The following is a 25454-nucleotide window of genomic DNA, read 5'->3' as shown; positions in this document are numbered from 1 at the left end:
ACAGGTTTCTTGGGCAGTAGGTCACGCAACTGGGCTTTTGGTTTGCATCTTGGACACGCATCGTACATGACACTCGCATGACACTCAGATTCAAAGCCTTAGCCGTCCATCTTTTCACTGCGACGGGCGCTGTTTTTGCCATGTTGGCCATGCTAGCCGCCGTCGAAGGTGAATGGAGCCTGATGTATCTTTGGCTGGTGGTTTCGTTCATTATCGATGGGATCGACGGACCGCTTGCGCGGCACTACCATGTCAAAAAGAACGCACCCGAATTTGATGGCGTGCTTCTGGATCTGATCATCGACTATCTGACCTATGTGTTCATCCCGGCTTACGCCTTGTTTAAGTCGGGCCTGATGGACGGATGGACAGGCTGGTTTGCGATCATCGTGATCACCTTTGCAAGCGCGATGTATTTTGCCGATACCCGAATGAAGACAAAAGACAATTCGTTCTCGGGTTTTCCGGGATGCTGGAACATGGTTGTGATCGTGATCTTCGCGCTTGAACCCAACTTCTGGTTCAGCCTTGTCCTTGTCACACTGCTGTCGATCGCGATGTTCCTACCGCTCAAATTCGTACACCCTGTGCGGACTGAGCGGTGGCGCAGCCTGACACTTCCCATGGCTTTTGCCTGGACCTTCTTTGCTGGCTGGGCGGCCTGGGTTGATTTCCACCCCGAAAGCTGGGCGCATTGGGGCCTGGTGATCACCAGCCTCTATCTGGTCTTTGCCGGGATCGGACAGCAGATCATACCACAGCGCAGGGCTACATGACGTCCTGCACCTCGAACTCAGCTCCATTATGCGTGAAGACATCACCCGCTTGAAGCCCAACCATGGCGAGGTAAATGGGGCTTTGCGTTGAAATACCCATGTAAGTCTTTCCACCCACATCGAAACGGGTTGTTGAGACGCAAACAACAAAACGGCGATTGTTGAACTTGATGACAGCCCCGGGCTGAACCGTATCGGTCAAACCAAAGTCAGTGTTTTCGATCACATCGATCTTGGCGTGATGGGCGTGGACGGGCGCGTCAAAAGCAGCAGCCAGATCCGCATTCTCGCGTGAGGCCGCGATATCATCTTTGTCATGCGCTTCGCGGTCGTCCAGCTGAGCATCTTTCAGAAAGGCGTCATAGTGCGCCTGTGCCGTAGCAAGCTCCTGTTCTTCCAGCGACATCAGCTTATCAACAATTGATTTCTTGCGAGCGGCGCGATCTGCCTCGGTCATCATAAGATCCCTTCAACTGCGGTATCTTGTATAAGTTGTGCACCTGATCACAGGATTGCAACTGAAATCCGGTTGTCAGATCAGCAGGCCAGCCGCCTTTTCGTGGCGCAAGAGGGCGACCTTTGTTTCGACCCCACCATCGCCCGAGAACCCGCCCAGACCCGTTGCCGACAGAACCCGGTGGCACGGGATAATCACCGGGATCGGGTTGGCGCCACAGGCTTGTCCGACCGGTTGGGCCGGGTGTCCAAGCTGTTTTGCGATCTCGCCATAGGTCATGGTTTCACCCATTGGTATCGCGTACATCAGATCGCAGACCTGCCGCTGAAACTCTGACCCTTCGATGCGATAGGGCAAATCAAAGCGTGTCAACTCACCGGCATCATAGGCGCGCAGCTGGGCTGCCGCTTCGCGCAGCAAGGATGTAGCTTCGCCCTCATCCTGCCCATGCCAGACCAGCCGCGTGATCGCCCCGTCCGCCTCAACAACGCCTAACCTTCCGAACTGTGTTTCAACTGCAATCATGGCCATGACCCAAGGCTTTCAGATCAGAGCACCCAACGCAAGAGAGCCAAGCAGGACCTGTTTTGGGATTTGGGCAATTTCATGCTAAGCTTGCCCCATTGTTAAAGGAATTGGAGTTATTGGTATGGGACGGCATTTGGTCCTGACAGTCCATGGCATCGGCGAACAAAAACCCGGTGAAACCGTGGATCAGGTGGTTGGTGCGGCGACCACATGGTTGGACGGGAAATCCCAACCCCCCATCGAAGTCGAGCGTGAGATGATCGAGTTGGCCGAAAGAAATTTCGATGACTCACACCGCAATGCCAAGCTGTTCAAGGTCAATCTGCGCAAAGTGTCCAAACCCAATGACACAAGGGATCAGGCCTTGTTTGCCGAGGTGTTCTGGGCAGATCGCTCGCCTGCCCCCAAGGGAGCCATCAAAACGGCAATCGACCTGATCTGGGTGGTTCTGGCACTGGGCTACCTGGCGATGGACAATGTGGAACAAACCCATAGGCGCAAAGGGGTAAACCCGGGTGAAGAGCATGGCCGGAACACCTATGCGGCCAAAATCGTTCACCTGTTCACTTGGGTTTTCTTCGGCGCGGTTGCGACATTGAATTCATATCTGCTGATCGGCGCTGGCGCGGTGATGATCCGATCGCTGAAAACAGAGCTGGCCCAAGGCTGGGGTGTGTTGTTCACGCTGTTGCTCCTGATCTATTTGAGCGGAACGCTGGCCGGGTATCTACGGTTCAAGACCGCCCCGACCTACCTGCGACGCGTGTTCTGGTGCGGCATCGGATGGGTCGGCCTTATACTGACGGCCACTCTGATATCGGGGCCTTATGGCCTCGAGCTTTGGGCGTTGCCGTGCGACGAATACGGCAAGGGGCCGGGATGCGGCTCTGCGCTAGAGCAGCTTGTCGTGTTTCAACTGATGGGTCTGGGCGGCATCTGGGCGTTTCTGATTCTGTTGACGGTCATCCTGTATCTGATCTCGCTGCTGAAGCTTGAGGTCTCGGATGGCTTGGACGGACATCGGCGGCTCTATCCGAGCATCTGCGCCGGAATGCTGGTTTTCTGGATGTTCTTCATATCCGGGCTTTGGCTTACGTTTGAAGAATTGCTCAAAACAGTACCCAGCCTGTCAAACCCGACGCTCAAGGGGTTATTCGCCGGGAACCTGAGAAACTCCCTCGACACGCTCAGCATCGCATTTGGCGCCATCGCCCTGTTGGTCGCACTGGGGATTGGCCTGTTTATCGGACGCAAGCTGGGCAAGACGAGACTCCACGAGAAGCATCATTTTCTGAGCCGGGCCATTCTGAACCAGTTGGCACAGTTGGTGTTCTTCATCGCGGCCATAAGCTTGGCCGTCGTGGCGGTCAGTGAGTTGTCCCTCGTGATCTTTGGACTCGACCTCCATTGCACCACCACGACCAACGCCGAGGGGGTGGCGCAATCAGGCGAAGGCAACAAAACCTGCAACGCCGTAGGCAACGGCCTGAGCAAACTCACCGTAGCGCAAGGCTGGATTGGTGTGATTGTGCTGGGCGCCACCGCCTTCCTATATCGGTTTTCGAACGTCGTCGCGGCGGGTCTGGGCGTGGCCCGCGATATCGTGACCTATGCGATCCGCGATAAATGCGCGTTGCGTTGGTCGTTAAAGGATCGAAGCAGCAACTACCCGGACCGCCACGCCATTGATGAGCGGTTCTACAGAACGCTCTACTATGCGCTGGATATCTTCCCGGCCGACCACATCACGGTGATCTCACATTCTCAGGGCACCGTGATCGCTACGCAGATGCTGGCGGATGAACGGGTGCAAAAGCGCATCAAAGGCCGCCCTGTCACTCTGATCACGATGGGTGCGCCGGTGACGCATATCTATCAGCGCTATTTCCCCGAAATGTTCACTGTCGACCCACAAAAGCTGGGGGCGACATGGTTCAATATCTTCCGCCAGGATGATTTCGTCGGCACCCGGATTGACGGAAACCTCATTCCCAATGACAGGAATATCGACGTTCCACCCGGCGGGCATACGGGATACTTCACCGACTATAAGGTCTGGACAAAACTGACCGGAGATAAGATCGGATTTCACCTGTTCAATCCCAAGAGACATTGAACAGGGGTGCCCCCTTCTGGTGGCAGAGGGGGCGAGATGTTTATCCAAGTGCCTCGTTGCAGCGACCGCAAACGCCGGGATGCGCATGCAGCCCAACGTCTGGCAGGATTTTCCAGCAGCGTTGGCATTTGGCACCTTCGGCCTTTTCAAACACCACCGAGACGCCTTCGATCTCGGGCACGCGGAACGCTTCGGCCGGGGATGGATCGCCGGTGACGCTCAGGCCGGAGGTGATGCACATGTCGTCTACATCGAAGGTCGCCAGCAGATCGCGGGTTTCACTGTCTTCCACATGCACGACCGGCGCGGCCTCCAAGCTCGATCCGATCACCTTGTCCTGACGCTGAACCTCGAGCGCAGCGGTCACCGCACGGCGCACACGACGGACCTTGGCCATGCTGGCCTCAAGCTCGTCATTGCGCCAGTCGGCTGGCGTTTCCGGGAAATCCACCAGATGGACCGAGCTGTCGTCGCCGGGGAACCGCTCCAGCCAAACCTCTTCCATGGTGAACACCAGAACAGGGGCCAGCCATGTGGTCAGGCGGTGGAACAGGATGTCCAGAACCGTACGGGCCGAGCGGCGGCGCAGGGTATCACCGTCGCAGTAGAGCGCATCCTTCCGGACGTCGAAATAGAAAGACGACAGATCGACCGTGGCAAAGGTAAACACCGCACTGAACACGCCCTGGAAGTCGAAGGACGCATAGCCCTTGCGCACCTGTTCATCGAGTTCGGCCAGACGGCTGAGCACCCAGCGTTCCAGACGCGGCATGTCCTGCGGATCGACCCGGTCGGCTTCGGTGAAGTCGGCCAGCGAACCCAGCATGAACCGCATCGTGTTGCGCAAACGGCGGTAGCTGTCAGCGGTGCCCTTCAGGATTTCCGGCCCGATCCGCTGATCGGTTGTGTAGTCGGTCTGAGCCACCCACAGGCGCAGGATATCCGCGCCGTACTGTTTGATCACTTCCTCCGGCACGATGGTATTGCCGATGGACTTCGACATTTTCATGCCCTTTTCGTCCAGCGTCATGCCATGCGTGATCACATTGCGGTAAGGCGCGCGTCCCTTGGTGCCGCAGGCTTGCAGCATGGACGAATGGAACCAACCACGATGCTGGTCGGTGCCCTCCATATAGACGTCGGCGATGCCGTCCTCGGTCCCGTCCTCACGGTCACGCAGAACGAATGCGTGGGTCGAACCCGAGTCGAACCACACGTCCAGCACGTCAAACACCTGATCGTAGTCGTCCGGGTTGGCGATGCCGTCGAGGATCTTTTCTTTGAAGCCGTCCGTGTACCAGATATCCGCGCCGTCCTGCTCAAACGCCGCCTTGATGCGGGCGTTGAGTTCCTCGTTGCGCAGCAAGTAATCTGCGTCGGTGGGCAGAGCACCTTTCTTAGTGAAGCAGGTCAGCGGCACACCCCAGGCGCGCTGGCGCGACAGAACCCAATCCGGGCGCGCCTCGATCATCGAATAGAGGCGATTGCGGCCAGTTTGCGGTGTCCACTTCACCAGCTCGTCAATCGAGCGCAGGGCGCGTTCGCGGATGGTATCGCCCATCTCGCCCATGCCGTCGTCCAGCTTGCGGTCGACGGATGCAAACCACTGCGGCGTATTGCGATAGATGATCGGAGCCTTCGAGCGCCACGAATGTGGATAGCTGTGCTTGATCTTGCCACGCGCCAGCAACCCGCCGACCTCGGCCAGCTTGTCGATGACAGCTTTGTTCGCGTCACCTTCGCCGCCCTTGCGGGACAGGATGAATTTGCCACCAAAGAACGGCAGATCAGCGCGGAATGAGCCATCGTCCATCACGTTATAGGTGATGACCTGCTCGAGCATGCCCAGATCGCGATAGAGTTCGAATTCCTCCATCCCGTGCGACGGCGCACAGTGGACGAAGCCAGTCCCTTCAGTATCGGTCACGAACTCAGCGGCGCGGAAGTCGCGAATGTCGTCCCATTCGCCATTGCCGCCCTCAGCCCCAGCCAGAGGGTGTCTAAGGCTGAGCGTTGCAAGCTCATCAGCGGTGACATCGCGGACACGAGCCCACTGATCGTCGTTCAGACGCGCGCGGCCCAGCACATCGGCTGCAAGATTGTCGGCTAGCAGGAATTTGTCACCAACTGCGGCCCAGCACTCATCAGGCGCACCGGTGACTTCATAGAGGCCGTACGAGATGTCCGATCCATAAACCACGGCTTTGTTAGACGGCATGGTCCACGGCGTCGTCGTCCAGATTACAACGTAAGATCCGTCAAGATCGCTAAGTGGTTGCACCCGCACCACTTCGCCGGTGACCGCAGGCGTGGTTTCATTGATCAAGACCTTGAATTTCACCCAGATGGTGAAGCTTTCCTTGTCGTGATACTCAACCTCGGCCTCGGCCAGAGCGGTTTTTTCGATGGGCGACCACATCACAGGTTTCGAGCCCTGATAGAGCGTACCGTTCATCAGGAACTTCATGAACTCGTCGGCGATCACCGCCTCGGCATGGTAGTCCATGGTGATATAGGGATTGGGCCAGTTGCCAGTGATGCCCAGACGCTTGAATTCTTCGCGCTGGATGTCGATCCAGCCTTCGGCGAACTTGCGGCATTCTTGACGGAAGTCGACGATGTTCACCTCGTCCTTGTTCTTGCCCTTCTTGCGGTACTGCTCTTCGATCTTCCATTCGATGGGCAAGCCGTGGCAGTCCCAACCGGGCACATAGCGCGAGTCAAAGCCCATCATCTGATGGGACCGTACGATCATGTCCTTGATGGTCTTGTTCAGCGCGTGGCCGATATGCAAATGGCCGTTTGCATAGGGCGGGCCATCATGCAGGGTAAAGGGCTTGCGGCCCTGTTTCTCGCGCAGGCGGTCATAGACGCCGATCTTCTCCCAGCGCTCCAACCATGCAGGCTCGCGCTTGGGCAGGCCAGCGCGCATGGGAAAGTCAGTTTTGGGCAGGTTCAGCGTGTCTTTGTAGTCAGGTGTTTGGGTCGTGTCGGCGCACATTTGGGGCGTCCTCAGGATGGTCTGGTCGTGTCTAGATCGAAGCGGTCAGTGCGATAACTCAAGCACCTTTGCCCGGCGTCTCGCGATATCAGAGCGCCGGGGATATAATTCGAATAATGATGGCCAAACGGTCAAACATGGCCGCGCTTATAGGACGCCTGCGCCTAATGGTCCAGAGGGTCCTGCCCTTGCATCCCGTGGCGCAGTTTTGCCCAGCGGTTGAGCCATGCCAGAGCGGCCAGTGCCAGGCCCAGTGCAAGCAGTGAGAACACCCGGATCAGCCCGCCAAGGCCCGCGATGTCGATCAGGAAAACCTTGGCCACAGCCAGCCCGATCACTGCCAACCCCGCCTTGCGCATCAAGTCGGACCGACGCGCCAGAGATTGGTAGAACAGCGCAGCGCCTATCAACAATAAGGCCATGGTATAGGTATATAGCTCTGGCTGGGTGACCCCGTTGCCCTCAAACATGCCATCAGCCCCTTGCCAAACATGGCGTATCATCAGGCCTAGCCAAACAGCGGCCAACGCGATGCTCAGGCCATAGCAGGAGCGTTGCAACCAGAGCGGCATCGCAGCAATACGCCATGCCGAAAACCCTATCGCCAGCGCAGGCAACAGATAGGCAACGGCCAGCGTATTCAGCACGGGCGGGCCGAGAACCGGTTCGGCGAAAGGGTTCAGCAGCGGGTTGCTGATCTCCAACGCTTCGAACAAGCGCATCAGGCCATGCCCGGCAAAAAACACCGCCAGCGCATAACGCAGATAGGTCAGTTTGCCGCCCAGTTCGAACCGTTGCACCTGCGCAAAAGCCAGCAGCAACCAGATGACCGACAGCAGACCTAGCCCCCAATGGCTGTTCTGCGCGCCGCCTTCGCCGAAGGTTTCCAGCCAGCGCAGCAAAAGCAGTGACAGCAGGATACCCCCGGTCGCCCAGGCGGCGCTTTCCAGCAGCATCTTGGCAATTGGGCGGTCCAGCGGTTTGATCAGAATCCAGCTCGCGGCGAAACCAGCCGTTGCGGCGCCATAGACCAATGTCAACTCCCACAGGGGCGCAGTGTCTGCCCAGCGCAGACCGGGGTCCAAAACCAAGCGCACGGTTACCGTGAACACTCCAGCCCAAATGAACCAGCTCATCTGTGGCAGGGTGAATCGGCGATCCAGCGTGGCCGCCACAACAATCGTTGCGACCAACGCGATGGTCAAAGCGGCCGAGCTGAGGACAATGACACAGGCAAAGGCCAGGCAGGACAGCGCGGATAATGTGGCCAATGCTGGCCGCAATCGGTTATCCGCATCAACCCGCGCGAACCGCTCTGCCAGCCCAACCATCAACGCACTCAAAACGATAGCGTGCAATGCCCAAGGGTATGGGCCGATCACGGTGGCGGGTTTCCAGCCTATTTCCAATGCTATGGCCATTGCTGGAGCAAACAGCACCGCAGCCCCGGCCCAGACAGCGGCATATCGCCCAGCGCCAAAGGAGCGCCGGGCGGCAAGGATGGAAATCAACGCGGCGAGCGCCATCAAACCAGTGGCCACCATCGGGGCGTCTGCTTCAACGGTTTCGGCATAGGTGGCCGCGAAGGTCTGCTCCACAATCCCTCCGTCCAGCCCGTGCATCAACACATAAGCGATCAAACCAATCGCAGGAAACACGGTCACGTCTTGCAAAGCAGGCGCATTTTTGGCCCACAGGATCAGGCCCAGCAGCAGCCCTGTTAGCAGGATGATGCCCAGCCAGAATTCCCCAGACGAATCCGCCCAGTGCAGTGACAGGATTGCCGAACTGACCGCGACTGCAGCAAAGGCCACACGCGTCGGAAACTCAGGCCAGGGCTCCCCTTTTTTGCGTCGTATCAGTTCGGCCACCATCGGGCCGGAGTGATCAGGCCAAAGGCGCCGTGCGGGGACCGCAATCGCCAGCACCGCCAGCGCAGTAGCACAGGTCAGATATCCGGGTTCCGTCAACGGCGCAGACAATACCAGCAGCAAGCTGGACGCATAGGCCGCGAACAGGGTCAAAACCGTGATCCATGCCCAGCGGCGCACAGTATCGATACCCAGCCCCAGAAGGGTCAGAATGAAGAAATACCCATACAGCCAAGTTGGATCATCCGAAGATCCACCGACCATAAACGGCGCTGAAAAACCGCCCAGCAAGCCAACGGCGGCCAGCAAGGGACCATGAAACCAGCCAAGAACCAATCCCAGAAGCGCGATTAACACCATGCCGGCCAGTGCGGCTTCGGGTGAGATCAGGTCGTACAGCTGCCGGGCAGCCAGAACACCTCCGAATAAAGTCACCAGCCCTGCACCAGAGAAGACCGATGGCAGATAGGCGGTGCTGGCGTCTTCATCATCGCCAAACTTGCGACGGACAAGCTCACCCGCGGCGATCAGGGCCGCGCCAAAGGCAAATGCGGCGGCAACACGTGCTGATGGTGGTAGCAGACCGTTCTCAACCCCGTATTGAACCAAAAAAATCCCGGCCAGCGCCAAGGACAGGGCTGAGACGGCATAGAACCAGTTTTCACGCAACCAGCCCCAAAGCGCGGCAAACCGATCCTGCCGAAAGACAACAGCGCCTTGCGTGTCCTCTACTTCGCTTGTCTCAGGTTCGATCTTGGCAGCGGGCCAGGGCGATTGAGCGGGCTCTGCGGCAGGTGCAGGTTCCTCTGACTCAATCTCAGGTTCTGGCGGCAGAGCCTCTTTCGGTGTTGGTGACACGGACTGAAGCTGCTTTTCCAACTGCTCGACCCTGCGACGCAATCGTGTTTGCCCAACCAACAGCACAATGATCGTGACAGGTATCGCTAAAACAATCAGGCCAAGAAGAACAAGCAGCGATTCCAATTGAAGCTCCGTAGCTGTTATCGGCGCAAGCTACACCGCCTGAGCCCCAGAGCAACAGTCAGGAATTCCGGCCACAACGGTCAGGGATGAAACAGCGAGCCCACCAGATAGGCAATCGCTGCCGCTGCGCCGCCGATCAGCAGCGTCTCAAACCCGGATTTCCACCAACGCACCAACGACCACCGGCTTTTCAACGCACCAATGGCAAAAAAAACACCCATCGTCATCCAAGCCGAGATTGCAAAGGCATTCTCCAGTGCGATTAAAAAGGGCAACAACGGGATCAACCCAGCTACCAGAAAAGCAAAAAACGTAGCCAGGGCTGCCTTGATGGGATGCGGATCAACGCTGCCCAGCCCGTATTCACCCTCGATCATAAGATTGATCCAGCTTTCGTGGTTCGAAGTGATGGCAGCTGTTGCATCGTCCAGCACTGGCCCTGACAGACCTTTCTGCGCCAGAATTTCACGCACTTCGTCCTGTTCCCCTTGGGGATAGAGCGCGATGTGGCGTTCCTCGATCGCACGGATGCGTTCAATGTTGTCCAGTTCAGCCTTGGTGCCCGAGTAATTCCCTGCCGCCATAGAGAACCCATCGGCCAGAACATTCGCCAGCCCAAGCGCCACGATGACAAACGATGACAGCCCAGCCCCAGCGACACCTGCAACGATGGCAAATGTGGTTACCGAACCGTCGATACCCCCATAAACCACATCGCGTAGAACGCCGCGGCCCGGTGGTGCGTTGATCCGCTGTGCGATCTCCTGCTGGCTGTGACCGTGATCTGTCATGGCTGGCCCTCCGTCCCGTTCAGTGTGACGAAGGGCTGTCAGATGCGCTTTGCGTCAGATCAACCCTTGGAAAACAGCCCCTTCAATGCCCGCTTGATTACGGCACGGGTCGATGGTTTGTGGCGATCCGAGAAAGGCAAGGGTCTGCACACCTCCATCGCGGCAACGCCAACCCGGGCGCTGAGTGCGCCGTTCACCAACCCCTCGCCGAACCGGCGGGACAGTTTGCTGAGGACCGAGCCACCGAGCACCGGTTCCAAAAGGTCATCACCCACCGCAACCGCGCCAGTTGCGACCAGATGCACAAACACCGCACGGGTCAGACGCCAACTGCCCAGAAATCCAGCTCGTCCCCCATATATCTCGGCAATCCGCCGGATCATCCGCAACGAGGCTGCAAGCGCCGTCGCCACATCCGCCAGAGCCAAGGGCACCAAAGCCGTCACCGTCGCCACCTGACGAGCTGCGGCCTCAACCTCTCGGCTGGCTGCGGCGTCCAGCGGGGCCAGCAGTTCATCTTCAGCCAAAGCCAACAGGCCGGACGCATCGAACTGCTCAGACATCCGCTCTGACAATCGGTCGCGACCCCATTGGGTTTCATCACGACCCTTGTAAAAGGCAATCAGACGGGTCGTGACAGCGCGCGCTTTGGCTAAATCGGCGTCGGCCAGCGCCTCATCGGCAGCGCGGCGCAAACCATCGACGCGGGCCAGGCGACCAATCGCTGCCAGTTCCCGGATCGCGATGATCAGTACGACGAAAACCAGCGCCGCGATCAACCCGGTGACAATCCACCCCAGAACAGGGGCACGGGCCATCAGTGAGGTGGCGAAATCCCAAGCGGCAACCGAGATTGCAGCACCAACAACCGCCAGCGCCAGCCCCCAGAACCATCGCGCCAAGGCCGAGGGTTTGCGGGCGGCAAATCGCGCCGCGCTTTGCATGGCCTGCCCTTGCGGCGGCACCAGATCGGGCACCGGAGGGGCTTTGGCCACGTCAGCGGTGGGTTCGTCTGTTTCGAGATCGATCAGAACAGGGCCTTTAGCCATTCTCTGCCCCTTCACTGCGCCAGACATATTTGATGTCAGGCAGGTTTTCATCGTTGTCCGCCCCGTCGCTTCGGGCGACCTCGGCAAAGCCGTTGCGTTCATAGAACCTGCACGCGCCAGTGTTTGCATGAAAGGCAAACAAGGAAAGGTGCGGGTGCTGCGCCTTCGCATGATCGAGCAACCGCTTGCCGATCCCTTGCCCGCGCACTGCAGGCGCCAAATACAGTGAATGCACATCCGATCCGTTCAGGGCCAGAAATCCAACCACTGTGTCCGAGACCTCAGCGACTGTAACCCAGCCTTGATCAATCATACGGCCACAAAAGGCGATGGTTTCGGCGCTACTGTGCAATTCCGGCATCCAGTCATTCTCACATGAAAACCCGTGCAGGATTTCCCCGGTCGCACCGGCATCGGTGCTGCGGGCGGGGCGCAAAGTGACCATCACAGCCGGTCTCCAATCAGGAATTGTGCGGCCCGATCCAGCCGGATATGCGGCGGTCCGTCGCCCGGGCGCAGCGTCAACTGGGCCGGAGCGAAGGCCATGAAACCATAGTCGTCGCCAAGCCACGTCTCGGCTCCGTTCCGGGCAGGGCCAAGCAGATGGGATGGATCATCCGGAAGCTCTCCGGGGTAGAACGCGGCTTTTTTGCCGCTGTCCAGCAAGGTGCCCCGGACGCAGGGAAGCTCAGTTCCGTTATGGCTGCGCATCTCTTCAGTCGTGGCACGCAACGAGGCCAGCGACAGGGCCGCCGTTTCAGCACCAGCGAAGCTCGCCCGGTCCCGCGCCTCACGTGTCAGAGCCTCCATGATCGCGGTCAGGCGCGGGTGTTGCGTGTGGTGCAGATGGTCGGCCTTGGTGGCCGCAAACAGAATGCGTTCAACCCGTTTGCCCAGCAACAACTGGCTGAGCCACGCGTTGCGCCCCGGACGGAAGGCCGAGAGGATATCGCCCATGGCGCGGCGCATATCCTCGACCGCTTGCGGGCCTTTGTGGATTGCGCCCAACGCATCGACCAGCACAACCTGACGGTCGATGCGTGAGAAATGATCGCGGAAAAACGGCTTCACCACTTGGGACTTATAAGCCTCGTAGCGCCGCTCCATCTCGCGCTGCAGGGTGCGACGGCGCGAGGGATCGGTCACCGGCAAAGGGGCAAAGGTCAGAACCGGAGAGCCTGCCAGATCGCCAGGCAACAGAAAACGACCCGGCGTGCAATCGTAGAAACCAGCGTCCCGCGCCGTATTCAGATAGGTCGTGAACGCAGCGGCCAGAGCCTGCGCGGTAGGCTCGTCATGCGTTGCCGTCAGATCGGTGCCACGGGCCTGCGCCAGAAACTCGACCGCCTCGGGGCGGTTTTCGATGCGCGACAGCGTCTCCTTTGACCAGCCGGCGTAGGATTTGTCTAGCAGCGCGAGGTCCAAAAGCCACTCGCCGGGATAGTCAACGATGTCCAGATGTACGGTGCGCGGTCCCTGAAGCCCTGCCAGCAATCCGGCCGGTCGCGCCTTGAACGACAGGCGCAGCTCGGACACGGCGCGGGTGCTTTCGGGCCAGTGCGGCTGCGGGCCTGCGAGGTCGGAAAGATGGGATTCGTAGTCGAACCGCGGGACCGTGTCGTCTGGCTGCGGTTGCAGGTAGGCCGCGTTGATCCGCCCCTCTTGCTGCGCGACAAGGCCGCTCATGCGGCCCCGGTCCAGCAGGTTTGCCACCAGCGACGTGATGAAAACCGTCTTGCCGGAGCGCGCCAGACCGGTGACGCCCAGTCGGATGACCGGCTCGAAAAACGTCTCGGACACGCTGTCGCCGATGGTTTCGACGCCGCGCACAAGACTGTCTGCCAGGGATGAGATGACCAAATTGTCGCCCCGCAATAATCGTTTCGCCCAAGATAGGTAGCCGCTGCCGGACATGCCAGCGCTTTCGCCCCCTTGCCCGTTCGTGCGCTGCGCGCTACCAGCGGCCCATGCCCAGATATGCGTTGAAAGTTGAATACCAAGGAGAACCGTTCGCCGGATGGCAGCGCCAGAAGGAATTACCTTCGGTTCAAGGCGCGATCGAATACGCTCTGTCGCGCATTCAACCGGGCGATCACACCATTGCTGCCGCCGGACGCACGGATGCAGGGGTGCATGCGTTGGGGCAAGTGGCCCATTGCGATCTGGTCAAGGAATGGGATCCTTTCCGCCTGTCCGAGGCCTTGAACTACCACCTCAAACCGCAGCCGGTGGCGATTGTGCAAGCCGCGCGGGTTGATGACGACTGGCACGCGCGCTTCTCGGCGGTTGAACGTCAATACCTGTTCCGCATCCTGATGCGCCGCGCGCCTGCTACCCATGACAAAGGGCAGGTCTGGCAGATCAACCATCAGCTGGATGTCGAAGCCATGCAGGCGGGTGCTGATATGCTGATCGGACGGCATGATTTCACCACCTTCCGATCCTCGATCTGTCAGGCGGCCAGCCCGGTGAAAACCCTGAATGAGTTGCGGGTTGAACAGGTGCAGGGTTTCTCGGGCCCCGAGGTTCATTTCCACGTGCGCGCGCGATCCTTCCTGCACAATCAGGTGCGCAGCTTTGTGGGCACTCTGGAACGTGTTGGCGCCGGGTCGTGGTCGCCCGAGGATGTGCGCGACGCTCTGGAAGCCGAAGACCGCGCCGCCTGCGGGCCGGTTTGCCCGCCGCAGGGCCTCTACCTGGCGCGGGTTGGGTATCCCGATCCGGTCTTCTAAATTGCCCGCAACAGCAGGCCGCTCGCGATCACGACAATCACCAGCCCAGCCACCAGTTCAATTGTCGGCGCGAGTACAGACGCAAAGCGCGTCGCCGATGCCGAAGCCAGTAACCCTCCTCGCAAGCCAAAGGACGTCCAGCCTACCAAGGTGGTGACCAGTGCGGTGCCCAGTGCCATAGCAAACGCCCCGGCGATTCCGACCCAGGCGATACCCATCTGCCAAGTCAAAATCAGGACAAATAGCGCTCCGGTACAAGGTCGTGCAGCGATGCCTGCGATCAGGAACATCGCCTCGCGAACACTACCAACATTGGCAACCTCCTCCGCGCTGGGGCCGTGGCGATGGCCACAATCCGAGCAGACCTCACCCTTGTGGTGATGGTGGTCGTGGTGGTGGTTATGGTCGTGGGCATGACCATGCGTGTGATCATGAGCCTGCGCTGGCTCGGCCGCAATACGTGATCGCCTTGCAAAACTGCGAACGCCCCTGAAAACAAGCCAAAGCCCGATTGCGGCAATTGCTGCGTAGCTGATTGGGGCCATAACCTGTTCGGTCGCGCCTACAAGCGCCTCGCGCGACGTCTGAAAAACAAGGACCCCGGCGTAAACCAGAACCACCGCTGTCACCGCTTGCCCAAGGCTCGACAGCACACTGATGGCTGACAGGCGCCAGAATGCAACGCGCCGGCCCAAGCCGTATCCGCCGATCAGAACCTTGCCATGCCCCGGTCCAATCGCGTGAAAAAACCCATAGGCAAAGCATACTGTCAGAAGCGTTGCGACGGCCTCGGGCTCTCCGGCCCGGGTGGCGCGCAGGGCGCGGGCGATCTGGTTCTGGAATTCGCGCTGCTCTCCGGCGGCCCAGGCCGCCAGGCTGTCAAAGCCACCGCTGCCCCAGAACCAGAGCAACAGGCCGCATGCAAGCGCAACAGGTACAATCAGGTATTTGGACATGAAATCAGGATTTCAGTTGCAAAGCTTTCCCCGACCAGCGGGATATCATTCTCTTCCAGATCGTATTCTGCATCCAAGGTCAGCAAGAATGCCTGCATCTGCGCCAACTGCCCATCAATATCCGGGTCGATCCGCTCCATCACACATGATGCAGGCCCGGTAACGGTCACCGGTCGGTTCACCTCGTAAGCGGTATAGTAGGTCTCATCAAACGGTTTGGCCGACAGGGTGGCCGCCGAAACAGCGCCCCCTTCGACCGCGCGCAAATGTGAGGTGATAATCCGCCCGTTTTCCGCCGTGGCCTGAGGTTCCAGCGGACCGGACAAAGCAACCGGAGCACCGCCCGCGGTCACCACAAGATCTCCGTTATACCCTTCGATCCATTCCGCATCAAAACCTGTCAGGGTGGCTTCTTCGCGTTTCGTCAGCGCACCATCGCCATCCTGATCCAGCTTCATATCCTCGAGCTGCAGCAGCGAGAAAAATTCGTCATAGGCCCAGGTCACGCGGATATGAGTTAATTGGCCTGCCTCATCCACGATAAATTCCAATCCGGTGTCGATGAAGACATGCGGATGGGCCAAGGCCGGTAATGGCAGGCAACAGGTCAGGAACGGGATCAGCCAACGCATGCGCGCAAGATAGGGTGCCGACCTCATAGCGGCAACGCGTTTCGCACGCATCATGCAAAAACCAGCCGATGTGATTAGGTTGGTGGGAACAATATGAGTGTCTGCAAGGCCGTTCCAACTGGGCCTTCGGCATCAAACAGAACAGATTGCGACATGCCAACACCCGACGGCTGCCAATGTGACAGCGACTCGGACGCCAACCAATCCGACGCAGGCTCTCGATGGATGTTCACAGTCAGGTCCGTGTTCATGAATCCCATTTCAGATGTCGGCGCATTCCAAGAAATGCCATTACCACAATCCGCAAGCGCGCAGATCGATTGAATGGGCGATTGAGCTTCACCTTCAAGCAATTGAGGCGTACGCATCCAGACGGTTTTCGGGCCGGGCCCATGCTGCGTACACGCAGGGTATTTCACATCGCTGAAATGTGCGAAACCGGGTTTTTCATGACGAATTTCACCAATCGGAAACGGGCCGTCAACCGCCGTGTCATACCGCGGCCCGGTGATATCGACATTGGGCACAGCTCCGAGATCACGCCGCACCAGATGCATGGTCGAGGCAGTTGCACAGAGCGTGTCATCCAAATCGTGAACCGTGACCCGCGTTGTTGCCAACGTCTTGGTGTGGCGTGTTGTCTCTGCCGCCACACGCAACCCGGCCAAGGGTAGTGGACGCAGCAGATCGACCGTCAACCGGGTCAACATCTTCTCGGGGCCGACCTCGGTTTCGGCGGCGCGCACGATCAGTCCCGCGACCGGCCCGGCATGGCAGTGATCAGGGGACCAAGGCCCACGGGCCGGATCATTACCGACAAAGGCTCCATCTTCGACCTGACGAAAATATGCCAAACCTTCGAAATCCAGCGCTGCGGCCATCTGGGATCAGACCTTTTCCTGCGTATGTTTTTTCAGTTCCGCACGTGCGACCTGACGACGGTGTACCGCATCCGGCCCATCGGCCAGCCGCAAAGTCCGCACATGGGTCCAGGCGGTTGCCAGCGGCGTATCCTGACTGACCCCCTGACCGCCAAACATCTGTACAGCCTCATCGATTACCTTGAGTGCCACACGCGGAGCAACAACCTTGATCTGGCTGATCCAAGGGGCCGCCGCACGCGCATCGCCCTGATCCATATACCAAGCCGCTTTGAGACACAGCAGGCGGGCCATCTCGATCTCCATCCGGCATTCAGCGATGATGTCGTAGTTGGCCCCCAGCTGCGCCAGTTTCTTGCCAAATGCCTCGCGCTGCATGGAGCGTTTGCACATCTGTTCCAGTGCGCTTTCCGCCTGACCGATGGCGCGCATGCAGTGGTGAATGCGCCCCGGCCCCAAGCGGCCTTGCGCAATCTCAAATCCCCGGCCTTCGCCAAGCAGAATATTCTCTGCAGGCACTCGCACATTGGTAAATCGGATATGCATATGGCCATGGGGAGCGTCGTCGTGACCGTAGACCTGCATGGGCCGCAGAATTTCGATCCCTTCGGCATCTGCAGGCACCACAATCATCGACTGGCGCTGATGCTTTGGCTGATCCTCTCCCCCGGTATTGACCATCACGATATACACCTTGCAGCGCGGATCGCCTGCGCCTGATGACCACCATTTCTCGCCATTCAGGACATAGTCATCACCGTCCCGCACGCAGGACATCGACACATTGGTCGCATCGGATGAAGCGACATCCGGTTCGGTCATCAAATAGGCCGAACGGATCTGACCATCGAGCAGTGGCTTCAGCCATTGCGCTTTCATCTTCTCGGTCCCGTAGCGTTCGAAAACCTCCATATTGCCCGTATCCGGCGCGGAACAGTTGAACACCTCGGCCCCCAGCGGCGTTTTACCCATCTCTTCTGCGAGATAGGCATATTCCACAGTCGTCAGCCCGAATCCTTTATCGCTGTCTGTCAGCCAGAAATTCCACAGCCCGGCCGCCTTGGCCTTAGTCTTCAGCCCTTCAAGGATTTCAGCCTGACGTTCGGTGTACTGCCAGCGGTCGCCTTTGTTGATCTCGGCCTGGTATTCCTCTTCCAGTGGCATGATCTCATCGCGGACCATATCGGCGACTCGTTGCAAAAGGGCGCGGTTCTCTTCGCGCAGACCAAAAGACATATTCATGAGAATCCCTCCTGCCCCGTGAAATCCGGGCTGTACCTTATGCCCCGAGGATGGCTTAACTGTCGGGACTCTGTCCAGTTGGGTGACGGAACGTCATCCATCATTTTGAAACGAAGGAAACACCATGGCGCTGTTGATAGATACCGGGCTGACCAACTGGATCAGTGATGCCGAGATCGCCAATGAGGTTCGATCCGCGATACCCGGTGCCGATATTCGCACACCCGACGCGATCGGCAACGCTGATGAGATTACGATGGTCGCTGTTGTTGGCATGCAAGATGACCACCTGCGCCTATTGCCGAACCTGGAACTGGTGCAAAAGCTTGGGGCCGGTGTGGAAACAATCGTTGGCAATCCAAACCTACCCAACCATATGCGGATCGCACGTCTGAAACCCGATGCACCAGCACAGGGCATCGCGGAGTGGTTTCTTGCCTACATCCTGCGTGCCCAGCGCCATATGGCTTTTCACGAGGCAGCACAGGCCCGTGGTGAATGGCTGCCGAAAGAGCCGACCTTTACACCCCATACGACCGTAGGCGTTCTGGGTCTGGGCCATATCGGGGATCGTACGGCGCGAATGCTGCGCGCCGTCGGGTTTCAGGTCTTGGGTTGGAGCCGCTCACCCAAACAGATCGAAGGTGTCACCTGCCTGCATGGTGATGATGCCCTGCCCCAATTGCTGGGTCGGTGCGATTTCGTCTGCGCCATCTTACCCTCGACCCCGCAAACAGTGGGTCTGTTCGATACGCAAATGCTAGCCGCGATGAAGCCTGGTAGTCAGTTGCTGAACGCAGGTCGGGGCGATCTGATTGACGAAGACGCGCTGATCACCGCACTGGATCAGGGCACGCCAGGCCATGCGGTTCTCGACGTCACTTGCCAAGAACCCCTGCCTACCAGCAGCCCGTTGTGGCACCACCCACATGTCACGATCACACCGCATGTATCGGGCTGGCACCTGGGCGATGCGCTGTCGGATGTGGCCGAGAATTTCAAAAGACTTAGCTCAGGCGCGCCCTTGTTGAATGAGGTCGACCGCGCACGCGGCTATTAACGGGATCAGGGGGCCATCACCCAATTGCCTCCGGCATCTTTGCACTGGCGCGTTCTAACCCCGCGCGAGGCTTCCTCGCCTTGTGGCTGAATATCGTGTTCCAAACGAACACAATTGCCTTCGACCGCAATGATGCGGATTGTTCCCTGTGATCCGGTTTGGCCATTCGCCCAACCCATCTCTTTGCCGACACTCGGCGTGCCATCAGTCAGCAAGGCGCGCGAGGTTTTGCTCGCCACCTCGAAGTCCGACGGCGACAGCCCCATCTCGGCAATGATTCGGGACAGCGGTTTAGCCGATGCGGTCATGCCGAACCCCATCGTGCTGAGAATTGACAAAACGAATATGATCCGGGCTTTCATGAGTGCCTCGCTGAACTGAGATAAATACCGTTCAAGGATATACCTGCGCTGAAACGGGGCCAACCCCCGCCTGGCCGGACCTTCAAATTATCCCGAACAAACCTATCGTCAGCCCGGCGCTAGAGGCTGCTCCATCTTCCCCTCATAGTACCAAAAAGACAGCCCGAGGCATTCGATGACCCAACCGACCTATTTTGCGCCCACTGGCGGACATCCCGGCCAGGATCAGTTGCTGACCGACCGCGCCATGTTCACCGATGCCTATGCGGTGATCCCCAAGGGAACGATGCGCGACATTGTCACCAGCTATCTGCCGTTCTGGGAAGGTACGCGCCTGTGGGTTCTGTCGCGTCCGCTCAGCGGATTTGCCGAGACATTCTCGCAATACATCATGGAGGTTCAGCCGGGTGGCGGCAGCGACCAGCCCGAGACCGATGCTCGGGCTCAGGCGGTTTTGTTTGTCGTCGAAGGTTCCGTACAAATTACCCTGCATGGTCAGGAATATGATTTGGAAACAGGGGGGTATGCCTATATCCCGCCGGGTGCGGATTGGACCTTGCACAATCGGTCTGACAACGAGGCGCGATTCCATTGGGTGCGCAAAGCATATGAGGCCGTACCTGGATTGCCCGCGCCCGAACCAATCATCACAAATGAACGCGAAGTAGCACCAGTTGAGATGCCCGGAACTCAGGGTCGCTGGTCCACAACCCGTTTTGCCGACCCGCAAGACCTGCGTCATGACATGCATGTGAATATCGTCAATTTCGAACCCGGCGGCGTGATCCCTTTTGCCGAAACCCATGTAATGGAGCACGGGCTTTACGTTCTGGAAGGCAAGGCCGTCTATCGCCTCAATCAGGACTGGGTCGAGGTCGAGGCAGGCGACTACATGTGGCTGCGCGCCTTCTGCCCTCAGGCTTGCTACGCGGGTGGGCCGGGGCGTTTTCGCTATCTGCTGTACAAGGATGTGAACCGGCACATGCCGCTCACACTGCCCCGCTAGCGCAGGTTTCGTTATATTTTTGGGTTGGCAGGGGTTCACACCGGCCCCGGAATTTGCTGAAATCCCAGCATATTCCATTGTTCGAGTATTGGAGACCGGCTCATGAAACTGCGTACCCCTCTGATGGCACTGGCCGCAATCGCCATGGTGGCCGCTTCGGTTTCCACGCCGGTCGCAGCAAAAGACGAAACCAAATCGGTCTTTGTCATGAGCCGCACCTGGGCCGTGACCAAAGTATCTGATGAGCCAGTCATCTACCGTGCCACGCGCGACAACAACAACCTCAACCCCTTTGGTCCGCCACCGCGCCTGCGTACCCTGCAGGCCATTGCAGCAATCCAGCAGGCAACGGGCTGCAAACCGATCGTGACAAGCATGTATCAGAATATCTCGGGGCAGTTTTTCTCGCAGGTCAGTTGCGGCTGAAATTGGTACAATACTTTCATTGAGATCGCCTGATCTGCCTGCCATAGCTTGCGCATGAAACTCGCAATCAATGGATTCGGCCGCATCGGTCGCACGATCCTGCGGCAGGTTCTGGCCCGGCCGCAAGGATCAGATATCGAGCTGGTGTTGATCAACGACATCGCGCCGCTCGACACCTGCGCCTATCTGTTCAAATACGACAGCACCTTTGGCCCCTATGCCGGGGACGTCGCCGCGCACGACAATGCTCTTGTCATCGACGGACGCAAAGTGCCTATGACGCACAGCTCCGATCTGACGAACGTCGATCTGACCGGCGTAGATGTTTTGCTCGATTGCACCGGAATCGCACGCACATCTGATGTGGCCTGCCGGGGTCTGGCTTCAGGGGCGCGCAAAGTTCTGATCTCGGGCCCCTCGCCCGCAGCAGAGTTGACGGTGGTTCTGGGCGCGAATGACGATCAACTCGGCGATGCCAGCGTCGTCTCGAACGCGTCCTGCACCACCAATGGTCTTGCGCCGTTGGTCTGGGTTCTGGACCAGATCGGCGGTATCGTCTCAGGTCACATGACCACCATCCATTGCTATACCAACAGCCAGCCGATGATCGACGCACCTCGCGGCGACCTTGCCCGGTCGCGGGCGGGGGCACTGTCGATGGTACCGACGACCTCCAGCGCGACGCATCTGATCGATGTTGTTCTGCCGCATTTGGCCGGGCGCATTTCAGGCGCGGCGGTGCGGGTTCCGACAGCCAGCGTATCTGCCGTAGATCTTGTTGTGACGCTCGAACGCGGGATGAGCGCGCAAGCCTTCGATACAACATTCCGCGATGCGGTAGAGGCCTCGGACGTGCTCGGCTGGACCGATCTGCCGCTGGTCTCTTCCGACCTTAGAGCGCGCCCTGAATCGCTGGTCATTGCGGGCCCTGAAACCCGTATGGTGGGCGAAAATCAGGTCCGCGTTTTCGGCTGGTATGACAACGAATGGGGCTTCTCAGCTCGTATGCTCGACGTCGCCCGATTGATGGCGACGGGCTGATACAGACCAGCCGCAGTGGGCGGGCCTGCCCGCGCGCTGCCGGGCCCAACGGGTTATGGTGCATCTTTGATGCGCCCTGACCGGGCGGGAGCGTGCCGGGCTCAGCCAGCGATCACCTCATAAGGAGTGTCGAACCAATGCTCCTCAAGATTTGTACCCTCACCGATACGGTCAACCACAGCAAACAAACCGGGGTCATGTAGCGGGGTCAGCACGCCGTGCCAGGTGCCCCGATGGTAGTTCACCGCTTGCCCCGGCTCTGTCAGGAAAGCCCGAGGAATGCCGGGCAAACCATCGCGATCGGGTGCGACGATCACCAGAAAGGGCTGATGGGTCATCGGAATGAAGGTCTGGCTGCCATCGGGATGACGCTCGACCATATCCAGCGCGTAGGGCAGCGCGCGTGGATTGGCGTTGAACAAGCTGATCCCGGCGCGCCCGTCAGTGAACTCCAGCAACGCGCGGTCATGATACCGTCCGCATTGTCCCTGATTGATAATCTTGTCCGGATCGCCAGACAGCTCGATCAAGTCCCCAAACGGCGCAAAAGCCTCAGCTGTCAACGGCGATGCAACGATCTGGCGGCTCATGAGGGTAATATGTCCCGCAGTCGAAACTCGGCGATACGTTCCACCTGGCGGCAGGCTTCGGAAAACTCCGTGTCCCGGTCCTGTTCGATACGCCGTTGAAAAGCGGCCAGGATTGAGGCCTTGTCATGATCCCGCACCGCAATGATGAAGGGAAAACCGAATTTCTCGGTATACCGCGTATTCAGATCGGTGAAGGCCCTGCGCTCCTCATCTGTCAGCGCATCCAATCCGGCTGAGGCTTGCTCGGACGTGCTTTCAACAGTCAGCCGCCTGGCCTGCGCCAGTTTGCCCGCAAGATCGGGGTGCGCAGTCAAAACACCCAATCGTTCGGCATCAGAGGCCGACCTGAACATCCGCGCCAAGGCGTTGTGCAACCCGCCTGCGGTGTCATGCGCGGGCCCAAGCTCCAGATCATAGGCCCTATCCGCGATCCAGGCCGAGTGTTCGAAAATACCCCCGTAGGCTTCGACAAATGCGTCCCGCTCCATCTGCGATGGCTTTGGATTGGATTGCGGCAGGTGGTTCTGCGCCCAGTGTTCAGCAATCTGCAACCGCGTGGCGAACCACACATCCGCATGACTGCGCGCATAGTCCAAAAACCGTCTCAGCGCCATAACGCGCCCCGGTCGCCCGATCAGACGGCAATGCAGGCCAATCGACAGCATCTTGGGGGCGCCGGCCTCACCTTCGGCATAGAGCGCATCGAAACTGTCCTTGAGGTAGGCCAAGAACTGATCGCCTGAATTGAACCCCTGCGGCGTTGCAAATCGCATATCGTTGCAGTCCAGCGTGTAGGGCACGATCAGCTGATCCCGGCCGCCGATCTGCATCCAGTATGGCAGGTCGTCATCATAGGTGTCGGCGACATAGGCGAACCCACCTTCTTCGCTGACCAGACGCACGGTGTTGTCGGAACATCGCCCGGTGTACCAACCGCGCGGGCGTTCGCCGACGACCTCGGTATGCAGGCGAATTGCCTCAGCAATCTGGGCGCGTTCCTGCGCCTCGGGCATGTCCTTGTGTTCGACCCATTTGAAACCATGGCTGGCAATCTCCCAATCGGCATCCTTCATGGCGGCAACCTGATCCGGGGATCGTGCCAGGGCAGTAGCCACACCATACACCGTGATTGGCAGCTCCTTCATCAGCCGGTGCAACCGCCAGAACCCGGCGCGCGCGCCGTATTCGTAGATCGATTCCATGTTCCAATGGCGCTGAGCCGGCCATTGGGCAGCACCTACGATTTCGGACAAAAATGCCTCGGACGCTGCATCCCCATGCAATACACAGTTCTCGCCACCTTCTTCGTAGTTCAGGACAATCTGAACCGCGATTTTCGCCCCGCCCGGCCATTTGGCATTCGGCGGGTTGGCACCGTATCCGATCATATTGCGAGGGTATCGAGGAGGTTGCATGAGGTCTTCCGGGCTTTGAACTGTTTCGACAGGCTTATCCTAGAAACTCGCCGATGATTATCAAATCAAACCGAACGCTGTTTCGGGTTCTTTCGGCATTTCCCCTGTTTCGATGTTTGCGCCACACTGTCAGAAAGCGAAGTTACGCACCTGAAGGAGGTTCACGTGGCAGGCTATCTGACAACCCATGTACTGGACACCGCCCGGGGTTGCCCCGCCGCTGGTTTGAAAATTGCACTCTACCGAGTATCCGGCAACTCGCATCGCAAGCTGGTCGAGATGGAGACCAATGTCGATGGACGTACTGACAGTCCAATCCTACCCACCGAAAAATTCAAGACCGGCACATACGAGTTGATCTTCTTTACTGGGGATTACCTACGTTCAACCGGCCAACATAGGGATGATCCCTTGTTCCTGGATCAGATCCCAATCCGGTTTGGTATGTCAGATGCCGAGGCGCACTATCACGTGCCGCTGCTTTTGTCGCCTTACGGCTATTCGACCTATCGCGGCAGTTGATCTGTCAGGTTTCGGCGCTTCGAACAACGCCACCGATACGCTCGATCATGAAATCCATGAACAATCGGGCTTTGGGGTCCTGATGACGCCGATGGGTGTAAAGGCACGCCATTTGAACCGGAACAGGGGGCGTGTCTTGCGCTACCGTGACGAGGCGCCCGGCAGCCAAGTGCTCTGCCACTTCAAAAACAGGCTTCATCGCAATGCCTTGGCCTGACAGCGCCCAATCGGTCAGCACGTCCCCATCATCACATTCGAATCGACCGGACACGGCAAACCGTTTTGGGCCGTCGGGGGTTTCCAACATCCACTGAAACTCGGTCGCACCGGGAAAGCGAAGATTCAAGCATTCGTGCTGGCCTTTGATCAGGTTCTCACCGGATTGCGGCATGCCCCGCCTCGCCACATAGTCGGGTGCGGCACACAACACCCTTTGACAATCCGCGATCTTACGAATGCGCAGGGTGCTGTCTTCCGGCTGCCCGATGAAGAAGGCCAGATCCAGCCCTTCGGTCGTCAGATCAACGGATCTATCCGTCAGACGCAATCGAACATCAATTTCGGGATAGTCGGCGAGAAAATCAGGCACATGCGGGGCTAGCAACCGCCGCCCAACCCCCAGCGGAGCCGCCACAAACAAGGACCCGCGCGGCGCTTCGGTCAGATGCGTTACCTGCGCCTCGGCCTCATCCACCGCATCCAGCACCGCCACCGCACCGGGGTAGAACGCCTTGCCCTGCTCAGTCGGCGACAGGTTACGCGTTGTACGCTGAAACAGCCGCACGCCCAGATGATCCTCAAGCTGCGAGATTCGCGCCGACGTCACCGCAGGGGAAATGCGCAAATCGCGCCCGGCGGCGGACATACTGCCCAAATCATAGACACGGACAAAGGTGCGAATATTGTCGAGATAGGACATCTTTTCGTTTTTTTTGATACAGTTTGACAATATACGGGAATACCGAAGAAAACCCCGTTTGCCTAGTGTGGCGGCACCTTATCGGAGACTTCTGAAA

General features: G+C 58.8%; 24 protein-coding genes. 8 read left to right on the top strand and 16 right to left on the bottom strand.

Annotation, left to right across the window (positions count from 1 at the left end):
- Window positions 1-77 precede the first annotated feature (77 nt).
- The gene (locus tag ACR0DH_RS00630; RefSeq protein ID WP_480546404.1) at window positions 78-776 is read left to right on the top strand and encodes a CDP-alcohol phosphatidyltransferase family protein; all 699 of its coding nucleotides are present in this window, start codon (window positions 78-80) and stop codon (window positions 774-776) included.
- Here ACR0DH_RS00630 and ACR0DH_RS00625 read toward each other — a convergent pair.
- Window positions 769-1233, bottom strand: coding sequence for a hypothetical protein (locus ACR0DH_RS00625; protein ID WP_480546402.1), 465 nt, complete (start codon window positions 1231-1233; stop codon window positions 769-771). The two genes, ACR0DH_RS00630 and ACR0DH_RS00625, sit on opposite strands and share 8 nt — an antisense overlap.
- 75 nt (window positions 1234-1308) lie before the next feature.
- On the bottom strand, window positions 1309-1764 hold the full coding sequence (locus ACR0DH_RS00620; RefSeq protein WP_480546400.1) for a methylated-DNA--[protein]-cysteine S-methyltransferase: 456 nt from the start codon (window positions 1762-1764) through the stop codon (window positions 1309-1311).
- A 118-nt stretch (window positions 1765-1882) separates the two neighbouring features.
- On the opposite strand from ACR0DH_RS00620, the gene ACR0DH_RS00615 reads away from it, so the two are divergent.
- A complete protein-coding gene (locus tag ACR0DH_RS00615) occupies window positions 1883-3877 on the top strand; it encodes an alpha/beta hydrolase family protein (RefSeq protein WP_480546398.1) in 1995 nt (664 codons plus the stop codon).
- Window positions 3878-3917: 40 nt separating this feature from the next.
- On the opposite strand, the gene ileS is transcribed toward ACR0DH_RS00615, so the two are convergent.
- From ileS to ACR0DH_RS00585, 6 genes are all read right to left on the bottom strand, one after another.
- Complete coding sequence (gene ileS, locus ACR0DH_RS00610; protein ID WP_480546396.1) at window positions 3918-6878, bottom strand: isoleucine--tRNA ligase; 2961 nt, start codon at window positions 6876-6878, stop codon at window positions 3918-3920.
- Between the two features lie 164 nt (window positions 6879-7042).
- Window positions 7043-9733, bottom strand: coding sequence for a DUF2339 domain-containing protein (locus ACR0DH_RS00605; RefSeq protein ID WP_480546394.1), 2691 nt, complete (start codon window positions 9731-9733; stop codon window positions 7043-7045).
- A gap of 80 nt (window positions 9734-9813) precedes the next feature.
- Window positions 9814-10524, bottom strand: a complete 711-nt coding sequence (locus tag ACR0DH_RS00600; RefSeq protein ID WP_480541976.1) for a VIT1/CCC1 transporter family protein — start codon at window positions 10522-10524, stop codon at window positions 9814-9816.
- A 59-nt stretch (window positions 10525-10583) separates the two neighbouring features.
- Window positions 10584-11573 (bottom strand): YcjF family protein, encoded by a 990-nt coding sequence (locus ACR0DH_RS00595; RefSeq protein ID WP_480546392.1) that lies wholly within the window; start codon window positions 11571-11573, stop codon window positions 10584-10586.
- Window positions 11566-12018, bottom strand: coding sequence for an N-acetyltransferase family protein (locus ACR0DH_RS00590; protein ID WP_480542972.1), 453 nt, complete (start codon window positions 12016-12018; stop codon window positions 11566-11568). The genes ACR0DH_RS00595 and ACR0DH_RS00590 overlap by 8 nt, the downstream gene beginning before the upstream one ends.
- Window positions 12018-13433, bottom strand: coding sequence for a YcjX family GTP-binding protein (locus tag ACR0DH_RS00585; protein WP_480546390.1), 1416 nt, complete (start codon window positions 13431-13433; stop codon window positions 12018-12020). Before ACR0DH_RS00585 ends, ACR0DH_RS00590 begins: the two co-directional genes overlap by 1 nt.
- A gap of 107 nt (window positions 13434-13540) precedes the next feature.
- On the opposite strand from ACR0DH_RS00585, the gene truA reads away from it, so the two are divergent.
- Entirely contained in the window at window positions 13541-14305 is a 765-nt protein-coding gene (truA, locus tag ACR0DH_RS00580; protein ID WP_480546388.1) for a tRNA pseudouridine(38-40) synthase TruA, read from the top strand.
- On the opposite strand, the gene ACR0DH_RS00575 is transcribed toward truA, so the two are convergent.
- From ACR0DH_RS00575 to ACR0DH_RS00560, 4 genes are read right to left on the bottom strand one after another with little or no spacing between them, the layout of a single operon-like run.
- Window positions 14302-15261, bottom strand: coding sequence for a nickel/cobalt transporter (locus ACR0DH_RS00575; RefSeq protein ID WP_480546386.1), 960 nt, complete (start codon window positions 15259-15261; stop codon window positions 14302-14304). The two genes, truA and ACR0DH_RS00575, sit on opposite strands and share 4 nt — an antisense overlap.
- The gene (locus ACR0DH_RS00570; protein ID WP_480546384.1) at window positions 15246-15920 is read right to left on the bottom strand and encodes a DUF1007 family protein; all 675 of its coding nucleotides are present in this window, start codon (window positions 15918-15920) and stop codon (window positions 15246-15248) included. Before ACR0DH_RS00570 ends, ACR0DH_RS00575 begins: the two co-directional genes overlap by 16 nt.
- A 47-nt stretch (window positions 15921-15967) precedes the next feature.
- Window positions 15968-16774 carry a thioesterase family protein gene (locus tag ACR0DH_RS00565; RefSeq protein ID WP_480546382.1) on the bottom strand — a complete coding sequence of 269 codons (807 nt, stop codon included), beginning with the start codon at window positions 16772-16774 and terminating at the stop codon, window positions 15968-15970.
- A gap of 6 nt (window positions 16775-16780) precedes the next feature.
- Window positions 16781-18016 carry an acyl-CoA dehydrogenase family protein gene (locus ACR0DH_RS00560; protein ID WP_480546380.1) on the bottom strand — a complete coding sequence of 412 codons (1236 nt, stop codon included), beginning with the start codon at window positions 18014-18016 and terminating at the stop codon, window positions 16781-16783.
- Window positions 18017-18140: 124 nt separating this feature from the next.
- On the opposite strand from ACR0DH_RS00560, the gene ACR0DH_RS00555 reads away from it, so the two are divergent.
- The gene (locus ACR0DH_RS00555) at window positions 18141-19076 is read left to right on the top strand and encodes a 2-hydroxyacid dehydrogenase (RefSeq protein ID WP_480546378.1); all 936 of its coding nucleotides are present in this window, start codon (window positions 18141-18143) and stop codon (window positions 19074-19076) included.
- Between the two features lie 5 nt (window positions 19077-19081).
- Here the strand turns inward: ACR0DH_RS00555 and ACR0DH_RS00550 are convergent, their stop codons facing one another.
- A complete protein-coding gene (locus ACR0DH_RS00550) occupies window positions 19082-19438 on the bottom strand; it encodes a hypothetical protein (RefSeq protein WP_480541958.1) in 357 nt (118 codons plus the stop codon).
- A 175-nt stretch (window positions 19439-19613) separates the two neighbouring features.
- Between ACR0DH_RS00550 and ACR0DH_RS00545 the strand changes: the two genes are divergently transcribed.
- From ACR0DH_RS00545 to ACR0DH_RS00535, 3 genes are all read left to right on the top strand, one after another.
- Window positions 19614-20444 carry a bifunctional allantoicase/(S)-ureidoglycine aminohydrolase gene (locus ACR0DH_RS00545; protein WP_480546376.1) on the top strand — a complete coding sequence of 277 codons (831 nt, stop codon included), beginning with the start codon at window positions 19614-19616 and terminating at the stop codon, window positions 20442-20444.
- Window positions 20445-20546: 102 nt separating this feature from the next.
- Window positions 20547-20870, top strand: a complete 324-nt coding sequence (locus ACR0DH_RS00540; protein ID WP_480546374.1) for a hypothetical protein — start codon at window positions 20547-20549, stop codon at window positions 20868-20870.
- A gap of 54 nt (window positions 20871-20924) precedes the next feature.
- A complete protein-coding gene (locus tag ACR0DH_RS00535; RefSeq protein ID WP_480546372.1) occupies window positions 20925-21911 on the top strand; it encodes a type I glyceraldehyde-3-phosphate dehydrogenase in 987 nt (328 codons plus the stop codon).
- 101 nt (window positions 21912-22012) lie between these two features.
- Here ACR0DH_RS00535 and ACR0DH_RS00530 read toward each other — a convergent pair whose 3' ends face one another.
- Both ACR0DH_RS00530 and puuE read right to left on the bottom strand, forming a co-directional pair.
- Window positions 22013-22501 carry an ureidoglycolate lyase gene (locus ACR0DH_RS00530; protein ID WP_480546370.1) on the bottom strand — a complete coding sequence of 163 codons (489 nt, stop codon included), beginning with the start codon at window positions 22499-22501 and terminating at the stop codon, window positions 22013-22015.
- On the bottom strand, window positions 22498-23916 hold the full coding sequence (gene puuE, locus ACR0DH_RS00525) for an allantoinase PuuE (protein ID WP_480546368.1): 1419 nt from the start codon (window positions 23914-23916) through the stop codon (window positions 22498-22500). Before puuE ends, ACR0DH_RS00530 begins: the two co-directional genes overlap by 4 nt.
- Before the next feature lie 165 nt (window positions 23917-24081).
- Here puuE and uraH point away from each other — a divergent pair, with 165 nt between their 5' ends.
- A complete protein-coding gene (uraH, locus tag ACR0DH_RS00520) occupies window positions 24082-24438 on the top strand; it encodes a hydroxyisourate hydrolase (RefSeq protein ID WP_480546366.1) in 357 nt (118 codons plus the stop codon).
- Between the two features lie 4 nt (window positions 24439-24442).
- Here uraH and ACR0DH_RS00515 read toward each other — a convergent pair whose 3' ends face one another.
- Window positions 24443-25357 carry a LysR family transcriptional regulator gene (locus ACR0DH_RS00515; RefSeq protein WP_480546364.1) on the bottom strand — a complete coding sequence of 305 codons (915 nt, stop codon included), beginning with the start codon at window positions 25355-25357 and terminating at the stop codon, window positions 24443-24445.
- Window positions 25358-25454 lie beyond the last annotated feature (97 nt).

This window comes from Ruegeria sp. I1, from assembly GCF_056532675.1.
This window is presented reverse-complemented; position numbering and strand designations above follow the sequence as displayed.

What these genes read in the sequence shown, in the direction of transcription:
- ACR0DH_RS00630 (WP_480546404.1), top strand. Translation starts at nt 78, where the DNA reads ATGACACTCAGATTCAAAGCCTTAGCCGTCCATCTTTTCACTGCGACG.
- ACR0DH_RS00625 (WP_480546402.1), bottom strand. Translation starts at nt 1,233, where the DNA reads ATGACCGAGGCAGATCGCGCCGCTCGCAAGAAATCAATTGTTGATAAG.
- ACR0DH_RS00620 (WP_480546400.1), bottom strand. Translation starts at nt 1,764, where the DNA reads ATGGCCATGATTGCAGTTGAAACACAGTTCGGAAGGTTAGGCGTTGTT.
- ACR0DH_RS00615 (WP_480546398.1), top strand. Translation starts at nt 1,883, where the DNA reads ATGGGACGGCATTTGGTCCTGACAGTCCATGGCATCGGCGAACAAAAA.
- ileS (WP_480546396.1), bottom strand. Translation starts at nt 6,878, where the DNA reads ATGTGCGCCGACACGACCCAAACACCTGACTACAAAGACACGCTGAAC.
- ACR0DH_RS00600 (WP_480541976.1), bottom strand. Translation starts at nt 10,524, where the DNA reads ATGACAGATCACGGTCACAGCCAGCAGGAGATCGCACAGCGGATCAAC.
- ACR0DH_RS00595 (WP_480546392.1), bottom strand. Translation starts at nt 11,573, where the DNA reads ATGGCTAAAGGCCCTGTTCTGATCGATCTCGAAACAGACGAACCCACC.
- ACR0DH_RS00590 (WP_480542972.1), bottom strand. Translation starts at nt 12,018, where the DNA reads ATGGTCACTTTGCGCCCCGCCCGCAGCACCGATGCCGGTGCGACCGGG.
- truA (WP_480546388.1), top strand. Translation starts at nt 13,541, where the DNA reads ATGCCCAGATATGCGTTGAAAGTTGAATACCAAGGAGAACCGTTCGCC.
- ACR0DH_RS00575 (WP_480546386.1), bottom strand. Translation starts at nt 15,261, where the DNA reads ATGTCCAAATACCTGATTGTACCTGTTGCGCTTGCATGCGGCCTGTTG.
- ACR0DH_RS00570 (WP_480546384.1), bottom strand. Translation starts at nt 15,920, where the DNA reads ATGAGGTCGGCACCCTATCTTGCGCGCATGCGTTGGCTGATCCCGTTC.
- ACR0DH_RS00565 (WP_480546382.1), bottom strand. Translation starts at nt 16,774, where the DNA reads ATGGCCGCAGCGCTGGATTTCGAAGGTTTGGCATATTTTCGTCAGGTC.
- ACR0DH_RS00560 (WP_480546380.1), bottom strand. Translation starts at nt 18,016, where the DNA reads ATGAATATGTCTTTTGGTCTGCGCGAAGAGAACCGCGCCCTTTTGCAA.
- ACR0DH_RS00555 (WP_480546378.1), top strand. Translation starts at nt 18,141, where the DNA reads ATGGCGCTGTTGATAGATACCGGGCTGACCAACTGGATCAGTGATGCC.
- ACR0DH_RS00550 (WP_480541958.1), bottom strand. Translation starts at nt 19,438, where the DNA reads ATGAAAGCCCGGATCATATTCGTTTTGTCAATTCTCAGCACGATGGGG.
- ACR0DH_RS00545 (WP_480546376.1), top strand. Translation starts at nt 19,614, where the DNA reads ATGACCCAACCGACCTATTTTGCGCCCACTGGCGGACATCCCGGCCAG.
- ACR0DH_RS00540 (WP_480546374.1), top strand. Translation starts at nt 20,547, where the DNA reads ATGAAACTGCGTACCCCTCTGATGGCACTGGCCGCAATCGCCATGGTG.
- ACR0DH_RS00535 (WP_480546372.1), top strand. Translation starts at nt 20,925, where the DNA reads ATGAAACTCGCAATCAATGGATTCGGCCGCATCGGTCGCACGATCCTG.
- ACR0DH_RS00530 (WP_480546370.1), bottom strand. Translation starts at nt 22,501, where the DNA reads ATGAGCCGCCAGATCGTTGCATCGCCGTTGACAGCTGAGGCTTTTGCG.
- puuE (WP_480546368.1), bottom strand. Translation starts at nt 23,916, where the DNA reads ATGCAACCTCCTCGATACCCTCGCAATATGATCGGATACGGTGCCAAC.
- ACR0DH_RS00515 (WP_480546364.1), bottom strand. Translation starts at nt 25,357, where the DNA reads ATGTCCTATCTCGACAATATTCGCACCTTTGTCCGTGTCTATGATTTG.